The organism is Polyangium sorediatum, from assembly GCF_029946465.1.
Taxonomy (GTDB): domain Bacteria; phylum Myxococcota_A; class Polyangia; order Polyangiales; family Polyangiaceae; genus Polyangium; species Polyangium fumosum.
Genome location: NZ_JARZHI010000032.1, coordinates 1 through 19,934, shown reverse-complemented (window position 1 = coordinate 19,934; position 19,934 = coordinate 1). Strand labels below are relative to the sequence as shown.

Genomic DNA, 19,934 nt, shown 5'->3' with positions numbered 1-19,934 from the left:
CGGGATACCGTGCGCGGGATGGCAGGAACGCACGACGCCGCAGTGCGGGGGCTGCTCGGGATCACGGCCTTCGGTCATGCCGCAGGAGGCCTCGCGTACGCGCTCTCGCAGCCGCGGGGATTTTCCGTGCCGTCGGCGGCCTTTTTCGAGCATGAGGTCCTCGGGCCCCTCGTCGCCGTGCTCGCGCTCGTCCTCGGCTTTGCGCTCGTCACGCGTCGGGAAAAGCTCGGCGCCGCGGTGACGGCGGCGTTCGCGGGGTTCTGGTTCGTCGTGGCGGGATTCGGGTTGTTCACGGGCACGACATCGTATGCGCGCCTCCTCGTGCTCCCTTTTGCAGCGGCGTTCCTGCTCGCCGCCCTCGCCCATCGAATGCACCGGCGCGCGGTCGGGGTCGTGCTTCCGGCCCTCGCGGGCGCGCTGATCGGCGCCGGGGTATGGGCTTCGGCGCGCGCTCCGAGGGCGTCGACGGTTCCTTCGAACCATGCCCCGAAGAGCGGGACGGTTCCCGAGGGCGACGCGGCGCTCCGGAAGGGCGATCTCCGCGTGCGGGTCGAGGGGGCGTCGGTCGTCGTGGAGGCCGGCCCTCATCGGGCGGAGATCGTGCCCTCGTTCGATTACGACGCCGTGGCGGACGGCTGTGGGCTCACCGTCCTCGACCATCGCACGGCGCGGCCCCCGTCGTTCCGCGCCGGCCGCGAGGGCGACCGGATCGTGTTCGCCGGGGCGAACGCCGATTTCGAGGTGTTCGGCGAGGTCGAGATCCTGGGCGCGTCCACCACGCGGATCGAGGTCTCCACGACCGTGCGGCGCGAACTCTGCGCGCACCTCGGGTCGATTGTCGCCATGCGGCTATCGCAGCTCCGCGGGGCCGACGACGGGAGAGAGCTCCAGACGGCCTCGATCAACGGGTTTTCCTGGCCCTCGGGGGATGCAGGCGAGCCCGCGCATTTCGTCGCGTTCCGGGGGGACGAGCTCGGCTTTTTTCGAGCGACGCGCGCCGAAAAAGGGCCGTTCACGGCGATCGGCAAGATCGACGAGCCGCTGATCACGGCCGGCGGGTTTCGCATCCGCGTGCCCTCGTGGAAGGAGCAAGCCTCGCGCGAGCCCTCGCCCACGGCCGGCTGGGGCATTTCGCAAGGGGCCATCGAGCATTACGGCGACTGGTTCTTCTGGCACGTCGCCGCGACCTCGATCGGCCGCGGATGGCATACCGTGCGGACGGCGCCTGGCACGTACGAGACGACGATCCTCCTCGAAACACGCTGACGCCTCCCCGCCCCCACCCGTTCGCGGTACAAGGCGGCATGGATCCGCGCCCGATCACCCTCGAAGGCCGCCACGTGCGCCTCGAACCCCTCACCCTCGCGCATGCACCGGCGCTGCTCGCCGCGCTCGCGGAGGACGAATCGATCTGGCGGTGGATGTCGATCGAGCCGCCGCTCTCGCTCGAAGCGATGGAGGCGCACGTCACGTCGGCGCTGGAGGCGCAGGCGTCGGGGACGACGGTCGCGTTCGTGCAGGTGTGCCTCGCCGATGGGCGCGTGTGCGGCGCGACGCGATACCTGAGCATCAGCCGGATCGATCGTGGCCTGGAGATCGGCTGGACCTGGATCGGCAAGCGCTGGCAACGCACGGCGATCAACACGGAGGCCAAGTTTCTCCTCTTGCAACACGCCTTCGAGGGGCTCGGCGCCGCGCGCGTGCAGCTCAAGACGGACGCGCGAAACCTGCAATCGCAAGCCGCGATCGCGCGCATCGGCGGCGTGCGCGAGGGCGTGCTGCGCAAGTACCAGAAGACGCGGGGCGGCCACCTGCGCGATACGGTGATGTTCAGCCTCGTCGAGGACGAGTGGCCCGCCGCGAAAGAGCGGCTCGTCGCGAAGCTCGGCGGCTGATCCCCGTGCGCGTGGAGCGCCTCGCGCGGCGGCTCGGGGACGACCTATCGGTCATCCCGCCGTCGCGAGCGCGGCAAGGCCATGGTGCATGCGGGAAAACGTGTTCTGGTGCGCGACGAGCGTGATCGCCGCGAGGATGGCGGGGTCGTCGAGGCCGTGCGCCCGCAACGCCGCGGCGTCGGCGGCGCCGACGGCCCAGGGCGTGCGGGTGAGCTTCGTCGCGTACGCCACGAGAGCGCGCTCGCGCGCGTCCTCTGGGGTCATGTCCTCGTGGCGAGCGACGGCGCCGGCATCACAGAGTTCGGCGGCGGCGGCGCGCGCGAGGAGACGGCGCTCGCGGCGGGAGAGCAGCGCGTCGCGTTCGAGGTGGTACGCGTGCCACTCTTCGAGGAGCGCCTGCGCAAAGGCGCGCCGCGGAAACACGGGGACGCGCGAGCCGTCGACGGCGGGATTCCAGTCGCTCGGCGGTGGTCGCGGCAGGGCCTCGCGCGTGAGGTCGATGGAGATGCGCGGGAGCGGCGACTCGTAATCGAACGTGATGCCCGTGCCGTCCGCGACGCGCGTGTAGTAGTTGAAAAAAGACGCGACGCAGATGGCCTGCTCGACGCCGTCCTCGGACACGCCCACGGCGCGGAGGCGGTCGAGATCCGAAGCGTCGATGGACCACGGCGCCTCGGTCATGACGACCGCGAACCCGCCGAGGGCGCGCTCACGCGGAGAAGCGCGCTGCATGTCGGTCCCCGTCACGACGTCCGTGGCGAGGGCCTCATCCTGAGAAGCGACACGCAGAAACTCTGCGTGAGCTGACGTTCAGTAGAAGCACTGGTTCGTCCGCGAGGCGGACGCGGCGATGAGCTCGCGCTCCGCCCACGAGAGGCCCTCGCCGCGGTGGAACGTGCCGGTCGCGGCGAAGGTGAGCCGGAGCAACTCGGGGTCGAGGCTGTGCGCGCGTTGGATGCCGGCCGGGCCGCCATGAGGAGCGCGGTAGACCGCGGGGATGGGGCGGGACAACACGGCGTCGTAGACGGCGCGCAGGGGGGCGTCTGCTTCGTGGACCTCGACGATCCGGATGTGGGGCATGCAGGGAGGCTATCACGGATCGGAGAGCCAAGTGAAATCCGGACGTGCAGGCAGAAACGCAAACGCCGAGCGCCGGAGATTCCGGCGGTCGTTTGCGGAAAAACGGAAGGCACGACGATTATGGCGGCCCCGATCGAACGAAAGAGCGCGTGATATGGACGCGCCCGCGAGAACGTGCCATGGCGAACGGGTCGGAAGGGATGGGGAGCTTGGCGTGAAGAACCGATAACGGCCCGCACGCCTCGATGGACGAGCACGAAGGACACCATCCGGGATGGTGACGGGCGTGAGGGTTCGTGTAAGCTGCGGGCACTTCGTTCCTGGGAAAGGACCTCGACGGGCGATGGACTCCAAGGAGATGCTTGACAAACGGATCGCGCTTGCAACGAGCACCGACAACATGCTCGGGATGGTGCTCGACGGCGCGCTCAACCACCTCGGCCAGGCCTACGGACCCGCGAAGGTGAACGCCATCCGCACGCAGGTGATGGGGGACAAGACCATCCGTTCGTTCTTCTGGTACCCCGTGAGCTCGCTGCTCAAGGTCGCGCGGCGCATGGTCGACGAGCCGAGCCTCGGCTTGACCTGCAACGAGGTCATGACGGGTTGTGGCGAGCACGCCTTCAGCTCCCTGCTCGAGTCCCCCGTCGGCAAGATGCTCGCGCGGTTCGGCCAGGGCAACCCGCAGGCCCTCTGCGCCAACGGCCCCTATGCCTATACGCTGGCCGTGAGCTTCGGCGAACGCGAGTACACGAAGACGGGCGAACGCTCGGCCGACGTGGTCTTCACGCGTGACCTGTTCGGCCCCGCCTTCACCGTCGCGGTCTACCGGGTGGCCTACAAGCTCGTGAGCAACGTGGACGCGATCGTCACCGCCACGGTCGCCAACGACGCTGGGACCGACTTCATCATCCACACACGCTGGTGAGCCGAGACCCGGCCGCCCCTCGCTTGCGTACCAAGAGCAGGTGCAGGCAGCCGGTCGGGTCCGTCCAGACCTCCGCCCCCTCGACGTCCGGGAGCCCCGCCGAAAGCGCCAGCATGTCGGGCGCGTCCCTGTAGATGAGGTACCAGTCCATCGCCGCCTCGATGAAGCGGCGCATGGGGTCGTGGCCGTTGAAGTTTCCGATCGCCATGAGACCCCCCGGCGCGAGGTTGAGCCAGAGCCGCGCCGTGAGCGCCGTCGCGAATCGCGGCGACAGGTAGTCGTACAAGCCGATCGAATAGATGACGTCCTGGTCGCCGGGGACCAGCGTGGTCTTGCCGCGGATGAGCGTGAAGACGGAGCCGGACCAGGTGCGCACGTGGGCGGGATCCATCCGGCGCCCGAGCGCGGTGGTCGCCGCGAACAGGGCGCCCTGATCCTGGTCGAGCAGCGTGACTCCCTGGAAGGGGTTCGTCTCGATCACGTCGGCGAGCTCCGACGCGGAGCCCGAGGCGACGTTCATGGCGTGCCGGGCGCCGTTCCGCCACTCCTCGCGGAGAAGCGAAATGAGCTTCTCCCGGCGGTTTCGGACCGCCACGAAGCCCGGCTGCTCGAGCACCCATCGGTCCATCCACCGCCCGAGGACCGTCTCGCCCTTGGGGAGGTTCCGATAGACATCGTCCATCATCAAGAAGTCGCCGGCGTAGCCTCGGGGTTTGGCGAAGCAGCGGTGGATGATGGGGCTCTGCCAGAAAAATCGACCCAGGACCTCCTGAAAGCGGCGCTGGGCCGGGGAGTTGCGCTGGAGGCCGGAAGGGCCGAGGGCGTCGCTCGCCGCCCATATGCCCCGCAGCATCGCTCCGAGCCGGGCGCAATCCTCCGGCGACGGGGGCAACGCGCACCGGGGGGACGCTTCGAGGTCCCTGCACCAGGTGGCGAGCTCGGCGAGCCGCCGCTCGCAATCCGAGGAGACGGGAGGTCCTTCGACCTCGTCTTCTTCCACGAACTCACGCGACCGTCGCGTGGCTGACGGTTCGACCGCGGCCGACTCCTCGGCCCCGTTCGCGATGCTTTCCCTGGCAAGCTGTTGGGCCATGGCCGGGCTCCTGTCCTTGTCCTCTACGAACTGCCGCAGAGCATCGCTGAAAAACCCACTTCTGACAACCCTTCAGCAGCCCACGAACGACGCGCGCGCGCGGGTGAGTTCGACCACGCGAACTCCGGACGGAGGGGGGGGTTTGGCTAGAGAACCTCTGCGCGCGGCGCGGCGCGAGGCGCGCGGAGGGGCGTCAACGAATGAACTCGGCGGACGGGTGCGCCCGCGGGAATTTTCGCAGGTATTCGAGGAAGCGCGCGAGCGCCGTGTCGCTCTTCGTCAGGGCGCCGGGGCGGAAGTGGACGCCGCGGAGGATGGGCGCGTCGTCCGCGAGGATTTGCCGCTGCACGCCCATCGCAAAGTCGAGCAGCTCTTTCTGGGACGCCGCGTCTCCCTCGGATTTCCTCGTGGCCAGGACGTAATACACCTTCGTTTGCCCCGGCGCAGGCATGCCGAAGGGGGCGATGTATCCATACCAGCGGCCGTTGAAGAAGCTGCTCTGATAGAAGATCGTCGTCCCGAAGATGCCGACCCGGAACGTGACGCGCGGGCCCGCGGGGTGGATGCCGTCGAAGTCGTACATCATCGAATGATCGGTGATCACCATGTTCTCGGCGGGCTCGCCCTTGTCGAACTTGAAGCCGTGCACGACGCGGATGTGCTGCACGTCCGGCGTATTGCAGCAGACGACCCAGGGATCGACGGGAAAGACCTCGTCGTGCACCTCCACCCGAACGACGAGATCGTCGTCGGGATAAGGGAAGTCCGGGAGGTTGAAGAGCGGTGTTTCGCCGTTGAAGGCCCAGATCATCCCGTATCGCTCGACCGTCGGGAAGCGGAAGAGGCAGGCGCCGGGCGGCGGCGGGTCGCCGGGGCCGGTCTTGAGGCAGGTCCCCTCCTGGTTGTATTCCCAGTGGTGGAATGCGCAGCGGATGGCGTCTCCGACGACCGATCCCACGGCGAGGTCGCCGCCGAGGTGCGGGCAGTAGGCGCTCAGCGCTTGCACCCTGCCGCTCTCGCCTCGAAACACCACGATCCGCCCGTCGAGGAAGCTCGTGCCGAGGATCTTCCCGGGCGCGAGCTCGCTCGACATGCAGACGGGATACCACGATTGCGTGAAGACCCCGCCCTCCCCTTCGGCCGGGATCGGCTTGCCGAGGAGCCTCCTCCTCGCGCCGGTCGTCGCGCCCGATCCCCCATGGCTCTTGGTTTCCATCGTACGTCGTCTCCGTCCTTCGACTGCGATCGTCGATTCAATGCGGGAATGCCGCGCTTCGAGTAGACGGGAGCGCCGAGGCGCATGTCAAGCGATGCGGGAGCCCGTGTGCACGACGGCCTCGGCCTCGAACCCTCCATGAGCGGCCTCGGCTGTTTCGCGGCGCCAAACTCTTCGGGTGACACGGCGGCCTCGCCGTGTAGAATGGCCCCCGACACGAAGGGAGGAATCCATGACGGTGAAGAGCTCGTACGCACCCGGCCAGTTTTGCTGGACGGACCTGATGACCACGGATCCCGAGGCGGCCAAGGCCTTTTACACGACGCTGTTCGGCTGGAGGGCCCAGGCGTCGTCGTACCCCGGCGGCACATACACGATGTTCCAGACACGCGAGCACGACGTGGCGGGGCTCGGCGGGCAACCGCCCGAGGAGACGTCGCGCGGGATCCCGCCGCACTGGAACGTGTACATTTCCGTGGACGACGCCGAGGCCGTCTCCGCCAAGGCCGTCTCGCTCGGAGCGACCCTGCACGCGCCCGCGTTCGACGTGATGGATTCCGGGCGTATGGCGATCCTCGCCGATCCCACGGGCGCCGTGTTTTTCCTCTGGCAACCACGAAAGCACATCGGCGCGACCTTGTGGGGCGAGCCGGGCGCGCCGAGCTGGTTCGAGCTGCAGACCACGGATCCGGAGAAAGCAAAAGCGTTTTACGCGGCGCTCTTCGGCTGGTCGACCGGCGGCGACGCGACGTACGGGGAGTGGATCGTGAACGGCGAGCACGTGGGCGGGGTTTTGAAGATCGACCCGAGCTGGGGCCCGGTGCCGCCGAACTGGAGCTCGTATTTCACGGTCGAGAACGCGGACGCCACGGTGGCCAAGGTGCGTGAGCTCGGCGGCAAGGTGTACATCCCGCCGAAGGACATCGGCAGCGGGGGCAGGTTCGCCGTGCTCAGCGACCCGCAAGGCGCGTTGTTCTCGGTGTACGAGGAAAAGCGCCGCTAGCAGCCTGCTGACCCGTCAGCGTCCCGGGTTGCTGCCGCCCCGGATCTTGAAGACCACCTGGAACTTCACGGGGCCTTTCACGTCCGGGACCACGATCTTCTCGAGTTTCTCGTAGATGGCCTGCGCGAACGGCTGATCCACGTCCGGCCGCTGGGCCATCTCGAATTTCTTCTTCTTGCCGGGCAAAAGCTCGCATTCGACGAGCAGGTCGCTGCCCGGCCCCTTCGATGTGCCCACCTGCGCCTCGACGATCGTGATGATCTGCTTGATGACCGCGGCCGCGTCGTCCACCGTGGTCCGTTGCGCGATCTCCTGCTCGCTCGTCAGGAGAACGACCGTGGCATCGACCTGCCCACTTTGCTTCGGCGCCGTCCCGTCGCCCTGGGGTCGGGCCGTGTCCCAGCCACCTTCGGCTTCGTATCGCCTTCCGTCGATGGGATTCTCGTAGGTCGTCGGGACGTGCTCCACGGCAAACGCCGGCATCTCCCCCTGCCCCGGAACCGTGATCTCGTTGCCCGAGCGGAGCGCTTCGCGGATCCGCTTCCACGTGGCTTCCGGGAAGATCATGATGAACCCGTCCTCGGCCACCCCGGCCTCGTTCGCCTCCTTCTTGCCGGTGAGGATCAAGAAGTTGCCCGTGAGCCGCTCACTCCCGGCTTCCGGGGAAGCGATCGCGGAGGCGGTCGTTTGTCCCGGATACCAGAAGAGGCCCGTGCCCGCCCTCGGATCCATTTCGAGGAGCATGACGAGCCCGTCCTCGTTCGCCTTCGCCGCCGCGGCCTCCTTCAAATCGCCTTCGCCGCGGGGAAGCACGCGGAGGACGATACGATCGCCCGGAAGGAAAAAGCCCTTCGTCGGGGAGACGTTCGCGAGGCCGCCCTTTCGCTCCAGGCGCACGGACACGCCGCGCAGATGCTGCCGCGACGTCCGCGTGATCAAGGTCTTGTCGACCTCCCCGGGCCGAGCCACGGAAGCGCGCTTCCTGTCGGTCCAGAACGGGGTCGGATAAAACCTCGTCTGGGCGCCGAGCCGCGCCAGGATGCGCGCATACCCGGCCTGCTCCCCGACCTCTTCCTCCTCGGTCGTGACGATCACGGCCGTGAGGAACGGCGCGGTGGCCGTGATTCCCTCCACGGGCTGCGGCGGGCCATAAATGATGCAATGGAAGTCGTCACGCCCGAGGAGCGGCGGGCCGCCGAGCAGCGAGCGGCCGTGGACGTCGACGAGCTGCCCCTGCTGCGCCAGCTCGTAGATGAGCCCGTAGAGCTTGAAGAGCTCGCGATCGAAGGCGCCCTCCGCATCGCCTGGCTCCCGCTTGAGGGAGAAGCGAATCTCGCGTTGCCCGAGCGGCCAGAGGCCCTCGCTCACGTAGGTCCAGAAGTGCAGCGCGCCGTCGGGCGTCACGAGCGAATGCGAATACACCGTGACCGCGAGTTTTCCCGGCACGACCTCCTCGCGCAGGAGCACCTGCGCGGGCGCTTGGGACGCGGAGGCCCCGGCGCGGGGCGGCGCGCTCGCCGAGGCCGGAGGTTTTTCGTTCGCCGGCCCCGCGCAGCCCGCGGCGAGCGTCGCGGCGAGCAGCGCTGCGCGCGCGCCGCGACGCGCCGTGATCCATGTTCCCTGCCGATGCATGTGCCTCGTCTCCATCGGCCGACGAGGGTAGCCGCGCGCGGGGCGCGCCGTCACGTGTTTCGTGCTCTGCCTTCGTGTTTCATTCGCTGGGCAACGTCCGGAGGATTTCCTGCGCCGCCTCGATGTGCCCCCGCAGAACGGGAAGATTCTTCTCCGCGAATGCCTTCACGTCCGCGTCCTGCGAGGCGAGCGCCTGCGACAGGTTCTCCACGTCGAACCGATGCGCCTCGATGACCGCGTGCAGGTAGACCCGATCGAATCGATTTCCCTGGAGGCTCGCCAGACGACGGAAGAGGCCCCCGATCACCGGATCGAACCGCGTCGGCATGGGAACGCCGAGCTTTCCCGCGAGCGCCTCGATCCCCTCGGTCACCTGGACGTGCTCGGCGATCTCCTGCAGCGCGAGCGCCTCGACCTTGGAGTTTCGCGCGAGCAGCACGGCGAGCCGCGCGGACCTCACCGACCAGAGATTGCTCTTCGCCGCCTCCCCCACGAATTTCGCGTCGTCGTGCACGACAGCCAATTCGGCCGTCGTTTCCTCGTCCGGCGTCTCCGCCCGCGCCGGCACGGACGACATCGCCATCGCCACGAGCGCGGCGGCCACGAATCCCTTCTTCATGATGACATCCCCTTCCCTTCCGCCTTTGGGTGAAAGCCCATTTGGCTGTCCTGGCTGAAACCTGCGACGCCCGGTGCGCGTCCGGAAGGCTTGTGGAACCCATCCGCGCAGCGTTCCGGGCATGAGGCCTGCAATCGGGACGGCGGATCGGAGGATGGTCATGAAGAACCTCGTGGGCGTCGCCACGGCAGCGGCATTGACGGCAGTCTCCGCGATCGGGCTCGCAGAGCCCTTCGAGACGTGCATGGATGCGCGGAACTACGGCCAGAACATCAGCGAAGTGGCCGTAGGCCAGGTCATGGTCCGCGTGAATTGCAATGCCTCCATGCTCCCGGGGGCGGAGGCCTCCCTCGTGGCCGCCCTGCAAAACCTCACCGCGACATGGACCGGGAGCGCCGACCTCAAGCGCTGTTATTACGAGGGGATCTACGCGAACGCCGTCGACCGACTGCAGCGTGATTACGCGCGCTGTAGTGACCCGGCTTTTCAGGCTCCCTCGCTGGGGACGATCTCCCGGATCGCCGTGGCGACCTTCGTCGCCATGCTCGGCACCGGCGGGAGCGTCATCAGCCTGCCGAGCACGCGGACCGTGTTCGACATCGATTACGCATTTCTCGGGGCGCTCGATCCGCGCACATGCAGGCAGGAGGTCGAGAGCGCGGAGCGCGAGATCCTCGGGATGCAAGTACGGGTGTACACGCGGTTTCTGGACGTGATCGAGGCGCAGATCTGCCCGACCCGGTGAAGGGGGGGCGCGCGGAATTTCCGTGGACGAGGGAGAGAGGGGGAGGTCATGAAGCTGAACACCGTATCGCTGGGCGTGTTTCTGGTCGGGCTTTGCTTTGCGGGCGAAGCGCTCGCGGTGATGCCGCCCGCGCGCTGCAGGCAGCCGCGCGAGCGGCGGGCCTTCGACGCGGGGGTGCGGTCCGGCGCGAGCCTCGTGGAGTCGGCCTGGAACGCGGTGAACGATTGTGATCAGGTCGAGCGGTTCGCCGACCTCGTGATGAACAACCTGGACAGCATCGACATCCCGCGAGAGTCGAGCGATTACGTGCTCTGCCGCGTGGCCGGGATCGTGCAGGGCGCCGAGGAGGTGGTCGATCAGACGTGGAATCGCTGCGACTGGGAGTGCCGGAAGGAAGGCGAGCTCATGGCGCGGATCGGCGGAAAGCTTTATTGCGACCTGTCGATCAGCCTCGGGGGCCTCGGCCTCGCGACGGACATCATCCGGCTGCCGGTGCGGACGTGTGGTCTTGCCTTCCAGATCGGATGTGACGCCGAGTTCATCGGGTACACGTCGAATTATCCCATGTGCGGGCCGTTCACGAGGGATCCCTTCACGCCGGTGTGGAACCAGACGCGGAACAACCAATGCGTCTACAACCCCGCCCCGTGAATCCGGAGGGGAAAAGGAGGTTTCCGATGAAAGGCAAAGCTTCCATGTTCGGGGTGCTGCTGGTGGGGCTCGGGCTCTCCGGCACGGCCATGGCGCAAAGCGCGCCGCTCGGGTGCAGCGCGGCGCGCGAGGCGCGGGCCTTCGAGTCGGGCCTGCAGTCCGGCAAGAGCCTCGTGCAGCAGGCGTGGAACTCGGTGGCCTCGTGCGGGAACCTGGAGAGGTTCTCGGTTGTGGTCATGGAGACCCTGCAAAACGTCAGCCTGCCGCCCGGATCCGACGATTACGTCGTCTGCCGGACCGTTGGCACGCTCGCGGGCGCCGTGGATCAGGTCGACGAGATATGGGGCCTCTGCGCGACCGAGTGTTGCGAAGAGGGCGAGCTCGTCGGGTGGATCATGGGCAAGCTGTACTGTGATCTCTCGATCTGCTTCGGCGGGGTGCGTCTGACGAATTTCCTGGTGCAGCGGCCCATGGGCTTCTGCGGATCGACGGCGCAGGCGTGCTGCAGGAGCGAGTTCTCGAGCGTCACGCCTTCGTACCAGGGGCTCTTCGGGTCGTGCAGGCCCTACACGCAGGGCATGTTCCGCGCGACGTGGTCGCAATCGCGGGACAGCGTGTGCGCCTATCGCCAGTAAAAGCGAGGAGCCGCTCCAATGAAGTGGGCCTTGGGTATCTTGGTCGTGCCGCTCTTCGGGTTCGGGGGGGAGGCCTCGGCGCAGCCGGGGCAGCCCCCCCGCGCTTGCCCTGAGCATGGGTCTCATCGCAAACCGCCGCGCCGGGGCGTTGCCCCGGGCCCCGCGGGGGGCTGTCCGCCCCCTCGACCCCGGACCAGCCAGGGGCTGGACCCAGGGTTGAAAAACTGCGCTACGCGCAGTTTTTCAAACAGGCCGACGAACAACCCGGGTCGCCAGCCGAACCCACAGCGCGGCTGTCGTGATCGGCAACGCCGCTGCTGGTCTTGACCGGGGCCTGTTCGATGAACTGCGCATCGCGCAGTTCATCGAGCTTGGGTCCAGCCCCTGGCTGGTCCAGGTGCAGGGGCGGACAGCCCCTGCTGGGGCCTGGGGCAACGCCCCAGCGAAACGGCATCCAGATGAGACCCATGCTCAGGCGCTCGCCGGGGCGCGCGGCCGCGTCAGCCGCGGGAGGTCGGCAGGATCTCGCTGACCGGCGGCGCCTCGCCCTCGGCGAGCGGTCGGCTCACGAGGTCGACGGCCTTCTGCACCGAGCCCACGGATCCCGCGAGGTACACGATGTCGCCGAGCTCGAACGGTTTTTGGGGGTCCATCTGTTCGAGGAGCTTCTCGCCGCGACGCACCGCGACGATGAGCGCCCCGGTCCTGCGGCGCACGCCGAGCGACGCCGCCGAGCGCCCGACGGCCGCGCTCGCCGCGGTCACGGAGGCGCTCTCGATCTTGAGCTCGGCGAGATCCCCGTGCTCGCCGAGCGCGCGCCGCGGGACCTTGTGCGTGCGCTCGGTCGTCTGCGTGGTCGCGCGCGCCTCGTCCACGCGATCGTCGATCACGTTGCGCGGCACGTCGAGCCAGCGAAGGAGCCGCGCGAGGATCTCGACGCCGCCCTCGACCTCCTCGGCCACCACGTCCGTCGCGCCCATGCGCAAGAGCGCAGGTTTCTCCAGGAGGTAATGGGCCCGCATGAGGATCGGCACGTCGGGCGCGACGCGCTTGGCCGTGTCCACCACGCGCTGCGCGGCCTGCGGATCGTTCATGAGCAAAAGAAGCGCGCGCGCCTTCTCCAGGTGGGCGTGGCCGAGGGCCTCTTCGCTCGTCGCGTCGCCGTAGTACACGGGCTGGGCCGCAGAACGCGCGGCGCGGACCGTCTCGGCGTTCAGCTCGAGCACCACGTACGAGACGCCGCACGCTTCGAGCGCGCGCGCCACGAGCTTGCCCGCGACGCCGTAGCCCACGATGACCACGTGATCGGCGATCCCGTGCACCTCGCCCGCGTCCGCCTCGTCGATGCTGCGCACGCCGATGAGCCGCTCGAGCGGCGCGAGCAAGCGCTGGCCCGCGGTGACGTGCGGCGCGACGCGCACGAAGACGGGCGTGAAGAACATGCTGGCGATGCCGGCCGCGAGGAGCGGGCGCGTGGCGTTCGCGTCGACGACGCCCGCGCTCTCGCCGAGCCGCGCGAGGACGAACCCGAACTCGCCGAACTGCGCGAGCCCCACACCCGCGAGCCAGGCGACGCGCGCCGGGAAGCGCATGGCGATCGCGGCGATGGTCGCGAGCAGGCCCTTGGCGACGAAGAAGCCGCCGAGCAGGAGGAGCACGAGGAGCGGCCGTTCGAGGACGATCCGCGGGTCGAAGAGCATGCCGAGCGAGACGAAAAAGACGCTCACGAAGGCGTCGCGCAGCGGGAGCATGTCGCCCATGGCGCGGTGGCCGTACTCGGTGTCGGCGACGACCATGCCGCCGAGGAAGGCGCCGAGCGCGAGCGAGAGGCCAGCGAGCGACGTGAGCCACGCGGTGCCGACGCAGAGCGCGAGGACGGCGAGGAGGAAGACCTCGCGGCTGCGGCTCGCCGCGACCCAGCGCAGCGCCCGCGGGACGACGAGGCGCGCGACGACGATGGTCGCGACGACGACGGCCGTGGCCTTGCCGAGCGCGAGGCTGATGTCCTTCGCCATGTTCGTGCCCGCGGAGCCCTCGCCGAGCATCGGGACGACGAGGACCATCGGGACGACGCAAAGATCCTGGAAGATCAAGGTGCCGACGATGAAGCGGCCGTGGGGCGCGTCGAGCTCACGCCGCTCGGCCAGGGCGCGCAGGACGATCGCCGTGCTGGAGAGCGCGAAGACGAAGCCGTAGAAGACGCTGCGCCCGGTCGGCTGCCCGAGGGCGATGGCGACACACGCGACGACGGCCGTGGTGAGGCCGACCTGGATGATCCCGCCGAGGGCGACCTGGCGGAAGATGCTCTTCAGCCGCGCGAGCGAGAACTCGAGGCCGATCGTGAAGAGCAGGAGGACGACGCCGATCTCGGCGAGGATCTCGATCGCGTGGATCGAGCGCACGAGCTTGAAGCCAAACGGCCCCACGAGCGCGCCCGAGAAGAGCAGCCCCGCGACCGTGGGGAGCGAGAGGCGCGAGAGGACGACGGTCACGAGGACGCCGAGCGCCGCGATGACGGCGATCTCGTCGAGGAGCGGGATGTGGCCCATCGGTGTTAAGAGGTCACGTCGAACTGGGTTGTTTGGACGACAAACGAACGGCGCGCGCGATCGTCTCCCCTTCCGCGGACCGAAGCAAGCCGCTTCGCGGGCCGAGCCAGAGATCGGGCGCGGCGCCTCACGGATCTCGTCGCGGATGCGGGCGAGGAAGAACGGGTTCTCCGCGCGCCTTCCGCCTGAACATCGCTTTTCGGGCGTTCTCCCGGCGCGCCGTCGATTCCAGAGGGACGACCCGGGGGCCGAGCGGCCCGGGCATTGCTTCCGCCGCATTGCGGGGAGGCAACATGAGAGCACCATGGCTGCTGCGTGTCGTCGAGCGGCTCCCGCTCGATGAAATCGTCGATGTGTTTCACGCGCCTTTGCGTGGTTTCCTCGCGCGGCACCCACGCGTGCGAAGGGCGCTCGATGGATCGTGGCTCGGGCATCCGCTGCATCCGGCGCTGATCCCCCTGCCGATCGGGGCCTTCACGACGGGCCTCGTCCTCGACGCCGCGACGCTGTTCGGGTGCCCCTGGGCCGCGCGCGGAGCAGATCTCGCCTTCACGATCGGGCTCGTAGCCGCCGTGCCCGCAGTGCTCGCGGGGCTGACGGAGTGGAGCTACCTCGAAGGAACACCGCGGCGCGTAGCGTTCGTGCACGCAGCGTCGAACGTGGCAAGCACGCAGATGATGGTGGGATCGGTGATCCTGCGAGCAATGGATCTCCGCGGCGCAGCCATGGTGGTCTCAACACTCGGCTTCGTGGTCCTCGGCGTCGGCGCCTGGCTCGGCGGAGAACTCGCGTTTCATTACGGCGCAGGCGTCGGGCGCATTTCGGAGGATCGCGGCAATACGGACAGGTAGCCGCTTCGCTGGGGCGTTGCCCCAGGCCCCAGCAGGGGCTGTCCGCCCCTGCACCCGGACCAGCCAGGGGCTGGACCCAAGCTCGATGAACTGCGCTCCGCGCAGTTCATCGAACAGGCCCGGTCAAGACCGGCAACGGCGTTGCCCACCAAAGACAGCCGCGCTGCGGGTTCGGCGGGCCCCCCGGCTTCTTCGTCGGCCTGGTTGAAAAACTGCGCGAAGCGCAGTTTTTCAACCCTGGGTCCAGCGCCTCGCTGGTCCGGGGTCGAGGGGGCGGACAGCCCCCCGCGGGGACCGGGGCAGCGCCCCGACGCGAGGAGGCCTGCGGGTCAGCGCGCGGCGCGCCGACGACGGCGCATGCGGGTCGCCAGGAAGGCGCCGGCCACGAGGACGAGGCCGCCAGATTTGCCCGCGGGGTCCGTCGTTCCGGCCACGCGGCAGCCGCAGCCGCTCTCGGATCCGGGATCATCCGCCGAGGCGCCGCCTGCGCCGCCGGATGCGCCTGCGCCGCTGCCGGATGCGCCCGCGCCGCCTCCGCCGCCTGCGCCCGGGCCCGAGCTGCTCGTCGAACCGCCGCCCACGCCGCCCGTGGGCGAATCCATGACGAACTCGTAGGCGCCCACCGCGGGGGGTTTGGCGCGGAGATAACCGTCGAGGTCCGCGGTAAAGCCGTCGGCGCTGTGGTCGATGCCGGCGCCACGCGCGGGCGAGTTCTCCGTGAGGTGGTAATCGTCCGCGTCGGGCGCGACGAAGCCGGCCTCGGCGACGGTGGGCACGAAGAGGTTGCCCTCGGCCTTCCAGCCCACGTCGTTGCCTGCGCCGATGGCCGAGGTCGGCCCCACGACGAGGTTGTTGTACGCGAATGCGCCTTCGATCTTGTCGCCGAAGACCTGCACCGCGGCCTTGCCGAAGCCGACCAGCGTGTTGTGGGCGATGCGATAGGACACGGGGCCCGGGTTGTTTTGAATGTTCGCGTAAATGTTCGTCTCGCCGAAGCGCAAGACGACGTTGTCGGCGACGGTGGTGTCGTTCGCGCCGAAGACGAAGATGCCGTTCACCGGGCCGTCGGAGATGATGTTCCGGCGGATGTCGCACTTCGAGGGGCCCCCGATCTGCAGGCCCATCCACTGGTACTGCACCATTTCGCCGCCGACGCGGCGGATGATGTTGTCGTGGACGCTGCATCCCTCGTGGGCCATACCGACCTGCGCGCCGTCCCAGCCCGTGTCTTCCACGAGGCAGTGGTCGATCTCGATGCCCTCCAGGAAATGCGGCATGCGCACCTCCTGCTGGCCATTGCAGGTGATGGTGTGGCCGGCGCCCTGGGTGCTGCCCACGTAAAACCCTTCGCCGCCGGTGTCGTGGACCCAGAGGTGGTGCAGGTGCACGTTCTTCTGGATGAACTTGTCTTGATCGGCGCTGCCGTCGCAGAGGGGGTCGGTCTTCGACACGACGCCCGCGAAGCCGGTGTCGTAGACCTCGATGTGATCGACCTCGTAGTCGGTGCTCTTGTCGAGGAACCAGAGGCCCACGCCCGGATAGGGCTCCTTGTCCGGCGCGCTGACCCGGAAGCCGTACTCGACGCCGGCTTCGCCGGTTCCGGTGAGATGAAAATGATGGGAGCTACCCTGGAAATCGACGGAGTAGGCACGATCGAGGTTGCGCACGTTGACGACGCCGCCGCAGTTCTTCACGACGACGGGCGCTTCCTCCGTGCCGCGGATCTCGCGGAAGCGGATGTACTCGTAATCTCCGGCCATGACGCAGACGACGTCGCCGGGTTTGACGCCGAGCTCTGTGCCGTTGACGGACCAAGTCCCGGGCGTGATCTCGTGATTGCAGCCGCAATCGGCGGCCGACGCGGAGGCTGGGTCGAGGAGCAGGAGCGAGAGGGCCGTGCAGGCCGAGAGGGCAAGCGAGGTGCGGGCGTGTTTCGATGAGGGCATATCCACATGGTAACGGGTTCAACGGCGACGAAACAAGGTGCCCGAGGGGCGCGGCACATAAATGGTCTTTCCCCCATCCGCCGAGTGCTGGAATGTTCGATTGCGGCCACCCACGAAGATTTCACTCTTGCCGCGGGATGAGGTCCCGCGCGCCCCACGGAGCATTGGTGTCCTCGGGGAGCCGCCGCGCCGGGGCGCTGCCCCGGGCCCCGCGGGGGCTGTTCGCCCCTCGACCCGAACCAGGGCCAGCCCTGGACCTTTAGGGGAAAAACTGCGCGATGCGCAGTTCTTCCCACAGGCCGGTGGGACACGTTGCCGGTCGAAACGTCAGCGCGGCAGGCGGCGGGACAAGGGGCCGGGGGTCGCCTCGAAGAAGGCTCGACGCCTCGGATGGAGGTCCGCGCCTCCAGGGATGGAGGCTGGAACCTCCATTCGAGGGGCAAGGCCTCGCCCGTTGCCTGTCCGCTCCGGGGACAAGCGCAGGCGCTCGGCGCGGGGTCGAGGCGCGGCGTGATTCCAACCGGCCGCGCGTGACGTCCGGACCTCACGAAGTCTCCGCCACGCGGTGGTGAGGAGGGGACGATGCGTGGAATCAGGCTGAACACGTGCCCTCGAGCGTCGACGGCGCTTGTTCGGCGGCGCGACGGATGCCTCCGCTGGACGACCGCCCGAGGGACGCGGCCGAACGCCTGACGTGGGGCTCGACATGGGTCGATCGTCCCTCCGGGACAAGCCTCATCAACGATCGACGGTCCGTGTTCGGCCGCTCGACAAGGACCGTCGACCGCCGCCGATCCTTGTCTCGAGGCTCCACCTTCCCCTGGGAACACGCCTCGTCACGTGTCCGACCGCAAGACCCCCACCCTGCCCCGTCGAGGCGCCTCCTTCGGCCTTCGTGCCCGATGTCCCGCGGCGGCGACGTGGCTCGTGGCGGCGCGGAACATCCGCCGTCGAGGGCCGATGTCGCCTGTCTCGATGCGTTTCAAGCCGCCACCGTACACGCTGCCCATCCACCCCACAGCGCCGCGGCCTTGCCTGGCACGCCCGTCGCCTGTCTTGCCATCGGCCGTTCGATGAACTGCGCATCGCGCAGTTCATCGCCCCGGGGTCCAGCGCCTCGCTGGTCCGGGTCCCGGGGCGGACAGCCCCGGGTGGGGCCTGGGGCAACGCCCCAGCTCTGCGCCTACACGATGGACAAAGGCGCCTCTGCGCCGGCTCGGACCATTCGGACGACGGGGACTTCGCCTGTGATGCCTTTGAGGGGCGCGGCTCCGCGGGTGGCGATGAGCTCGGCGGCGTTCACGGCGGGGGCGACGCTGGGGGCGTCGAACACCTCGCTCGTGCAGACGATTTCTCCGGCACGCGCGAGGCCTTGGACGCGGGCTGCGATGTTCACGGTCCGGCCGAAATAGTCGAGCCGCTCGTTCAGCTCGACGGCGATGCAGGGGCCTGTGTGCAGGCCGATCTTGAGCAGGAGGTCTGCTTCTTTGAAATCGGCGATGGCGCGGTTCATGAGGATGGCGGCGCGCATGGCGTGGATGGGCTCGGCGAAGCTCGCCATCACGGCGTCGCCGATGGTTTTCACGATGGCGCCGCCTTGGGCTGCGGCGATCGCGCGGAGGACGGAGAAATGTTTGCGGACGAGGTCGTAGGCGCGGAGGTCGCCTACGCGCTCGTAGAGGGCTGTGGAGCCGGTCAGGTCGGTGAAGAGGACGGTGACGCGCTTGAGTTCGAGTCCGCCTTCGGAGGGGATGCTCTCGGCGCGGAAGAGGTCGCGGAAGGACTGCGAGGAGACCAGCCGCGCCCCTGTCAGGTAGGGCAGGAGCGGGTGCGTGAGGGGTTTGCCGGGCGCGGCGGGATCGGGCCAGGTGCCGCCGACGGGGGAGACGAAGTATCCGACGGCGTGCGTGGTGCGGTTCAACATGCGGAGTTCGACGGGCCCGGGGCCGACGTCGACGCGGTGCGGGATGGCGCGGCCGTCGAGGAGGTCGAAGGAGGCTTCGCGCGGGCTGCCTTCCTTCACGTGGACGTAGACGGCGATGTGGCCTGCAGGGGCGAGCAGGACGAATTGCCCGGGTTCGGCGAAGTGAAGGGTCGCCGTGTGGGCCTCGCCTGGGCGTACGCGGCCTGCGGCAAGGATGCCCTCGCCGAGCGCGCGGTGTGGGCGTGAGGCGGGGGCGACGCTCGACGAGAAGTAGAGCCGGATGGCGTCTTCTCGTGGGTCGACGGTGTCGGGGGCGTGGAAGCGAATGCGGCGCACGGAAGGGGCCACGGTGAAGGCGACCTCGATGCGGTCGTCGAGGGAGCCTTCGAGGTTCAGGTTGCAGAAGTTGCAGTGCTGCGCTTCGAGCGAGCGCAATCCGCCGGCAGTCGTGAGGAAGGCCATGCAGCCGGGGCAAAGCATGCCCCACGCGAAATCGAGGATGCCGACGTGCGTCGCGTGGAGGAAAAGCTCGATGCCCTCTCGCTCGTCGAGGCCGTGGCTCGCAGCGTACCGGAGGGGGCTCATGCGGAAGAGGGCCTCGTCCGGCGCGCTCGTGATGTACGCCGCGAAGTCGTCGAGGGTGGCCACGGAAAACGGGCCTTTGCCGCGAAGGACGTCGAGCCGAAGGGAAAGGTCGGAGGGCGTCATACACCCCGATCGTACCAGCTCACCGGGGCGCGGCGAGCAGTCAGAACCTCACCCCCCTTCCCCCTCTCCGCGCGGGGAAGCGCTTTGCTGGGGCGTTGCCCCAGACCCCAGCAGGGGCTGTCCGCCCCTGCACCCGGACCAGCCAGGGGCTGGACCCAGGCTCGATGAACTGCGCTCCGCGCAGTTCATCGAACAGGCCCGGTCAAGACCAGCAACGGCGTTACCCGCCAAGACAGCCGCGCTGCGGGTTCGGCTGGCACCCCGGCTTCTTCGTCGGCCTGTTTGAAAAACTGCGCGCAGCGCAGTTTTTCAACCCTGGGTCCAGCGCCTCGCCTGAGCACTGGTCTCATCTCACAAGCCCATTCTCCCTGAGGACCCGCAGCATCTCTGCTGCGGGTGCCAGGCGTTCCAGGCCGCGGCTGATGGTGACGGAGCCGGGGGGACCTCCCGAAGACTTGC

Annotated in this window: 17 protein-coding genes; 8 read left to right on the top strand and 9 right to left on the bottom strand. The window is 68.6% G+C overall.

Annotation, left to right across the window (positions count from 1 at the left end; translation table 11 throughout):
- The first annotated feature begins 18 nt into the window (after window positions 1–18).
- Together QHF89_RS29260 and QHF89_RS29255 are read left to right on the top strand one after the other, a co-directional pair.
- Window positions 19–1,266: a hypothetical protein gene (locus tag QHF89_RS29260; RefSeq protein ID WP_136970023.1), complete on the top strand. Its 1,248-nt coding sequence runs from the start codon at window positions 19–21 to the stop codon at window positions 1,264–1,266.
- A 38-nt stretch (window positions 1,267–1,304) separates the two neighbouring features.
- Window positions 1,305–1,895 (top strand): GNAT family N-acetyltransferase, encoded by a 591-nt coding sequence (locus tag QHF89_RS29255; protein ID WP_136970022.1) that lies wholly within the window; start codon window positions 1,305–1,307, stop codon window positions 1,893–1,895.
- Between the two features lie 51 nt (window positions 1,896–1,946).
- Here the strand turns inward: QHF89_RS29255 and QHF89_RS29250 are convergent, their stop codons facing one another.
- A complete protein-coding gene (locus QHF89_RS29250) occupies window positions 1,947–2,627 on the bottom strand; it encodes a hypothetical protein (protein WP_136970021.1) in 681 nt (226 codons plus the stop codon).
- Window positions 2,628–2,705: 78 nt separating this feature from the next.
- Entirely contained in the window at window positions 2,706–2,975 is a 270-nt protein-coding gene (locus QHF89_RS29245; RefSeq protein ID WP_136935234.1) for a carboxymuconolactone decarboxylase family protein, read from the bottom strand.
- A gap of 358 nt (window positions 2,976–3,333) precedes the next feature.
- Between QHF89_RS29245 and QHF89_RS29240 the strand changes: the two genes are divergently transcribed.
- Complete coding sequence (locus tag QHF89_RS29240; protein ID WP_284721070.1) at window positions 3,334–3,903, top strand: TIGR02265 family protein; 570 nt, start codon at window positions 3,334–3,336, stop codon at window positions 3,901–3,903.
- Here QHF89_RS29240 and QHF89_RS29235 read toward each other — a convergent pair.
- Window positions 3,884–4,996 (bottom strand): class I SAM-dependent methyltransferase family protein, encoded by a 1,113-nt coding sequence (locus tag QHF89_RS29235; RefSeq protein WP_284721069.1) that lies wholly within the window; start codon window positions 4,994–4,996, stop codon window positions 3,884–3,886. The genes QHF89_RS29240 and QHF89_RS29235 overlap by 20 nt on opposite strands.
- 193 nt (window positions 4,997–5,189) lie before the next feature.
- A complete protein-coding gene (locus tag QHF89_RS29230; protein ID WP_136970019.1) occupies window positions 5,190–6,212 on the bottom strand; it encodes a Rieske 2Fe-2S domain-containing protein in 1,023 nt (340 codons plus the stop codon).
- Window positions 6,213–6,444: 232 nt separating this feature from the next.
- Between QHF89_RS29230 and QHF89_RS29225 the strand changes: the two genes are divergently transcribed.
- On the top strand, window positions 6,445–7,215 hold the full coding sequence (locus QHF89_RS29225) for a VOC family protein (protein ID WP_136935231.1): 771 nt from the start codon (window positions 6,445–6,447) through the stop codon (window positions 7,213–7,215).
- A 15-nt stretch (window positions 7,216–7,230) separates the two neighbouring features.
- Here the strand turns inward: QHF89_RS29225 and QHF89_RS29220 are convergent, their stop codons facing one another.
- Window positions 7,231–8,862 (bottom strand): hypothetical protein, encoded by a 1,632-nt coding sequence (locus QHF89_RS29220; protein ID WP_136970018.1) that lies wholly within the window; start codon window positions 8,860–8,862, stop codon window positions 7,231–7,233.
- Between the two features lie 64 nt (window positions 8,863–8,926).
- On the bottom strand, window positions 8,927–9,466 hold the full coding sequence (locus tag QHF89_RS29215) for a DUF4142 domain-containing protein (RefSeq protein WP_284721068.1): 540 nt from the start codon (window positions 9,464–9,466) through the stop codon (window positions 8,927–8,929).
- A gap of 160 nt (window positions 9,467–9,626) precedes the next feature.
- Here QHF89_RS29215 and QHF89_RS29210 point away from each other — a divergent pair, with 160 nt between their 5' ends.
- The 3 genes from QHF89_RS29210 to QHF89_RS29200 are packed head-to-tail and all read left to right on the top strand — an operon-like array spanning window position 9,627 to window position 11,497.
- Window positions 9,627–10,211 carry a hypothetical protein gene (locus QHF89_RS29210; RefSeq protein WP_284721067.1) on the top strand — a complete coding sequence of 195 codons (585 nt, stop codon included), beginning with the start codon at window positions 9,627–9,629 and terminating at the stop codon, window positions 10,209–10,211.
- A 48-nt stretch (window positions 10,212–10,259) separates the two neighbouring features.
- Entirely contained in the window at window positions 10,260–10,862 is a 603-nt protein-coding gene (locus QHF89_RS29205) for a hypothetical protein (protein WP_136970015.1), read from the top strand.
- Between the two features lie 26 nt (window positions 10,863–10,888).
- A complete protein-coding gene (locus tag QHF89_RS29200) occupies window positions 10,889–11,497 on the top strand; it encodes a hypothetical protein (protein ID WP_136970014.1) in 609 nt (202 codons plus the stop codon).
- A 500-nt stretch (window positions 11,498–11,997) separates the two neighbouring features.
- Here QHF89_RS29200 and QHF89_RS29195 read toward each other — a convergent pair whose 3' ends face one another.
- Window positions 11,998–14,046, bottom strand: coding sequence for a monovalent cation:proton antiporter family protein (locus QHF89_RS29195; RefSeq protein WP_136970013.1), 2,049 nt, complete (start codon window positions 14,044–14,046; stop codon window positions 11,998–12,000).
- Between the two features lie 293 nt (window positions 14,047–14,339).
- On the opposite strand from QHF89_RS29195, the gene QHF89_RS29190 reads away from it, so the two are divergent.
- The gene (locus tag QHF89_RS29190; protein ID WP_136970012.1) at window positions 14,340–14,897 is read left to right on the top strand and encodes a DUF2231 domain-containing protein; all 558 of its coding nucleotides are present in this window, start codon (window positions 14,340–14,342) and stop codon (window positions 14,895–14,897) included.
- Window positions 14,898–15,226: 329 nt separating this feature from the next.
- Here the strand turns inward: QHF89_RS29190 and QHF89_RS29185 are convergent, their stop codons facing one another.
- Together QHF89_RS29185 and QHF89_RS29180 are read right to left on the bottom strand one after the other, a co-directional pair.
- A complete protein-coding gene (locus QHF89_RS29185; RefSeq protein WP_136970011.1) occupies window positions 15,227–16,843 on the bottom strand; it encodes a right-handed parallel beta-helix repeat-containing protein in 1,617 nt (538 codons plus the stop codon).
- 1,183 nt (window positions 16,844–18,026) lie between these two features.
- The gene (locus QHF89_RS29180; RefSeq protein ID WP_136970010.1) at window positions 18,027–19,475 is read right to left on the bottom strand and encodes an adenylate/guanylate cyclase domain-containing protein; all 1,449 of its coding nucleotides are present in this window, start codon (window positions 19,473–19,475) and stop codon (window positions 18,027–18,029) included.
- Window positions 19,476–19,934 lie beyond the last annotated feature (459 nt).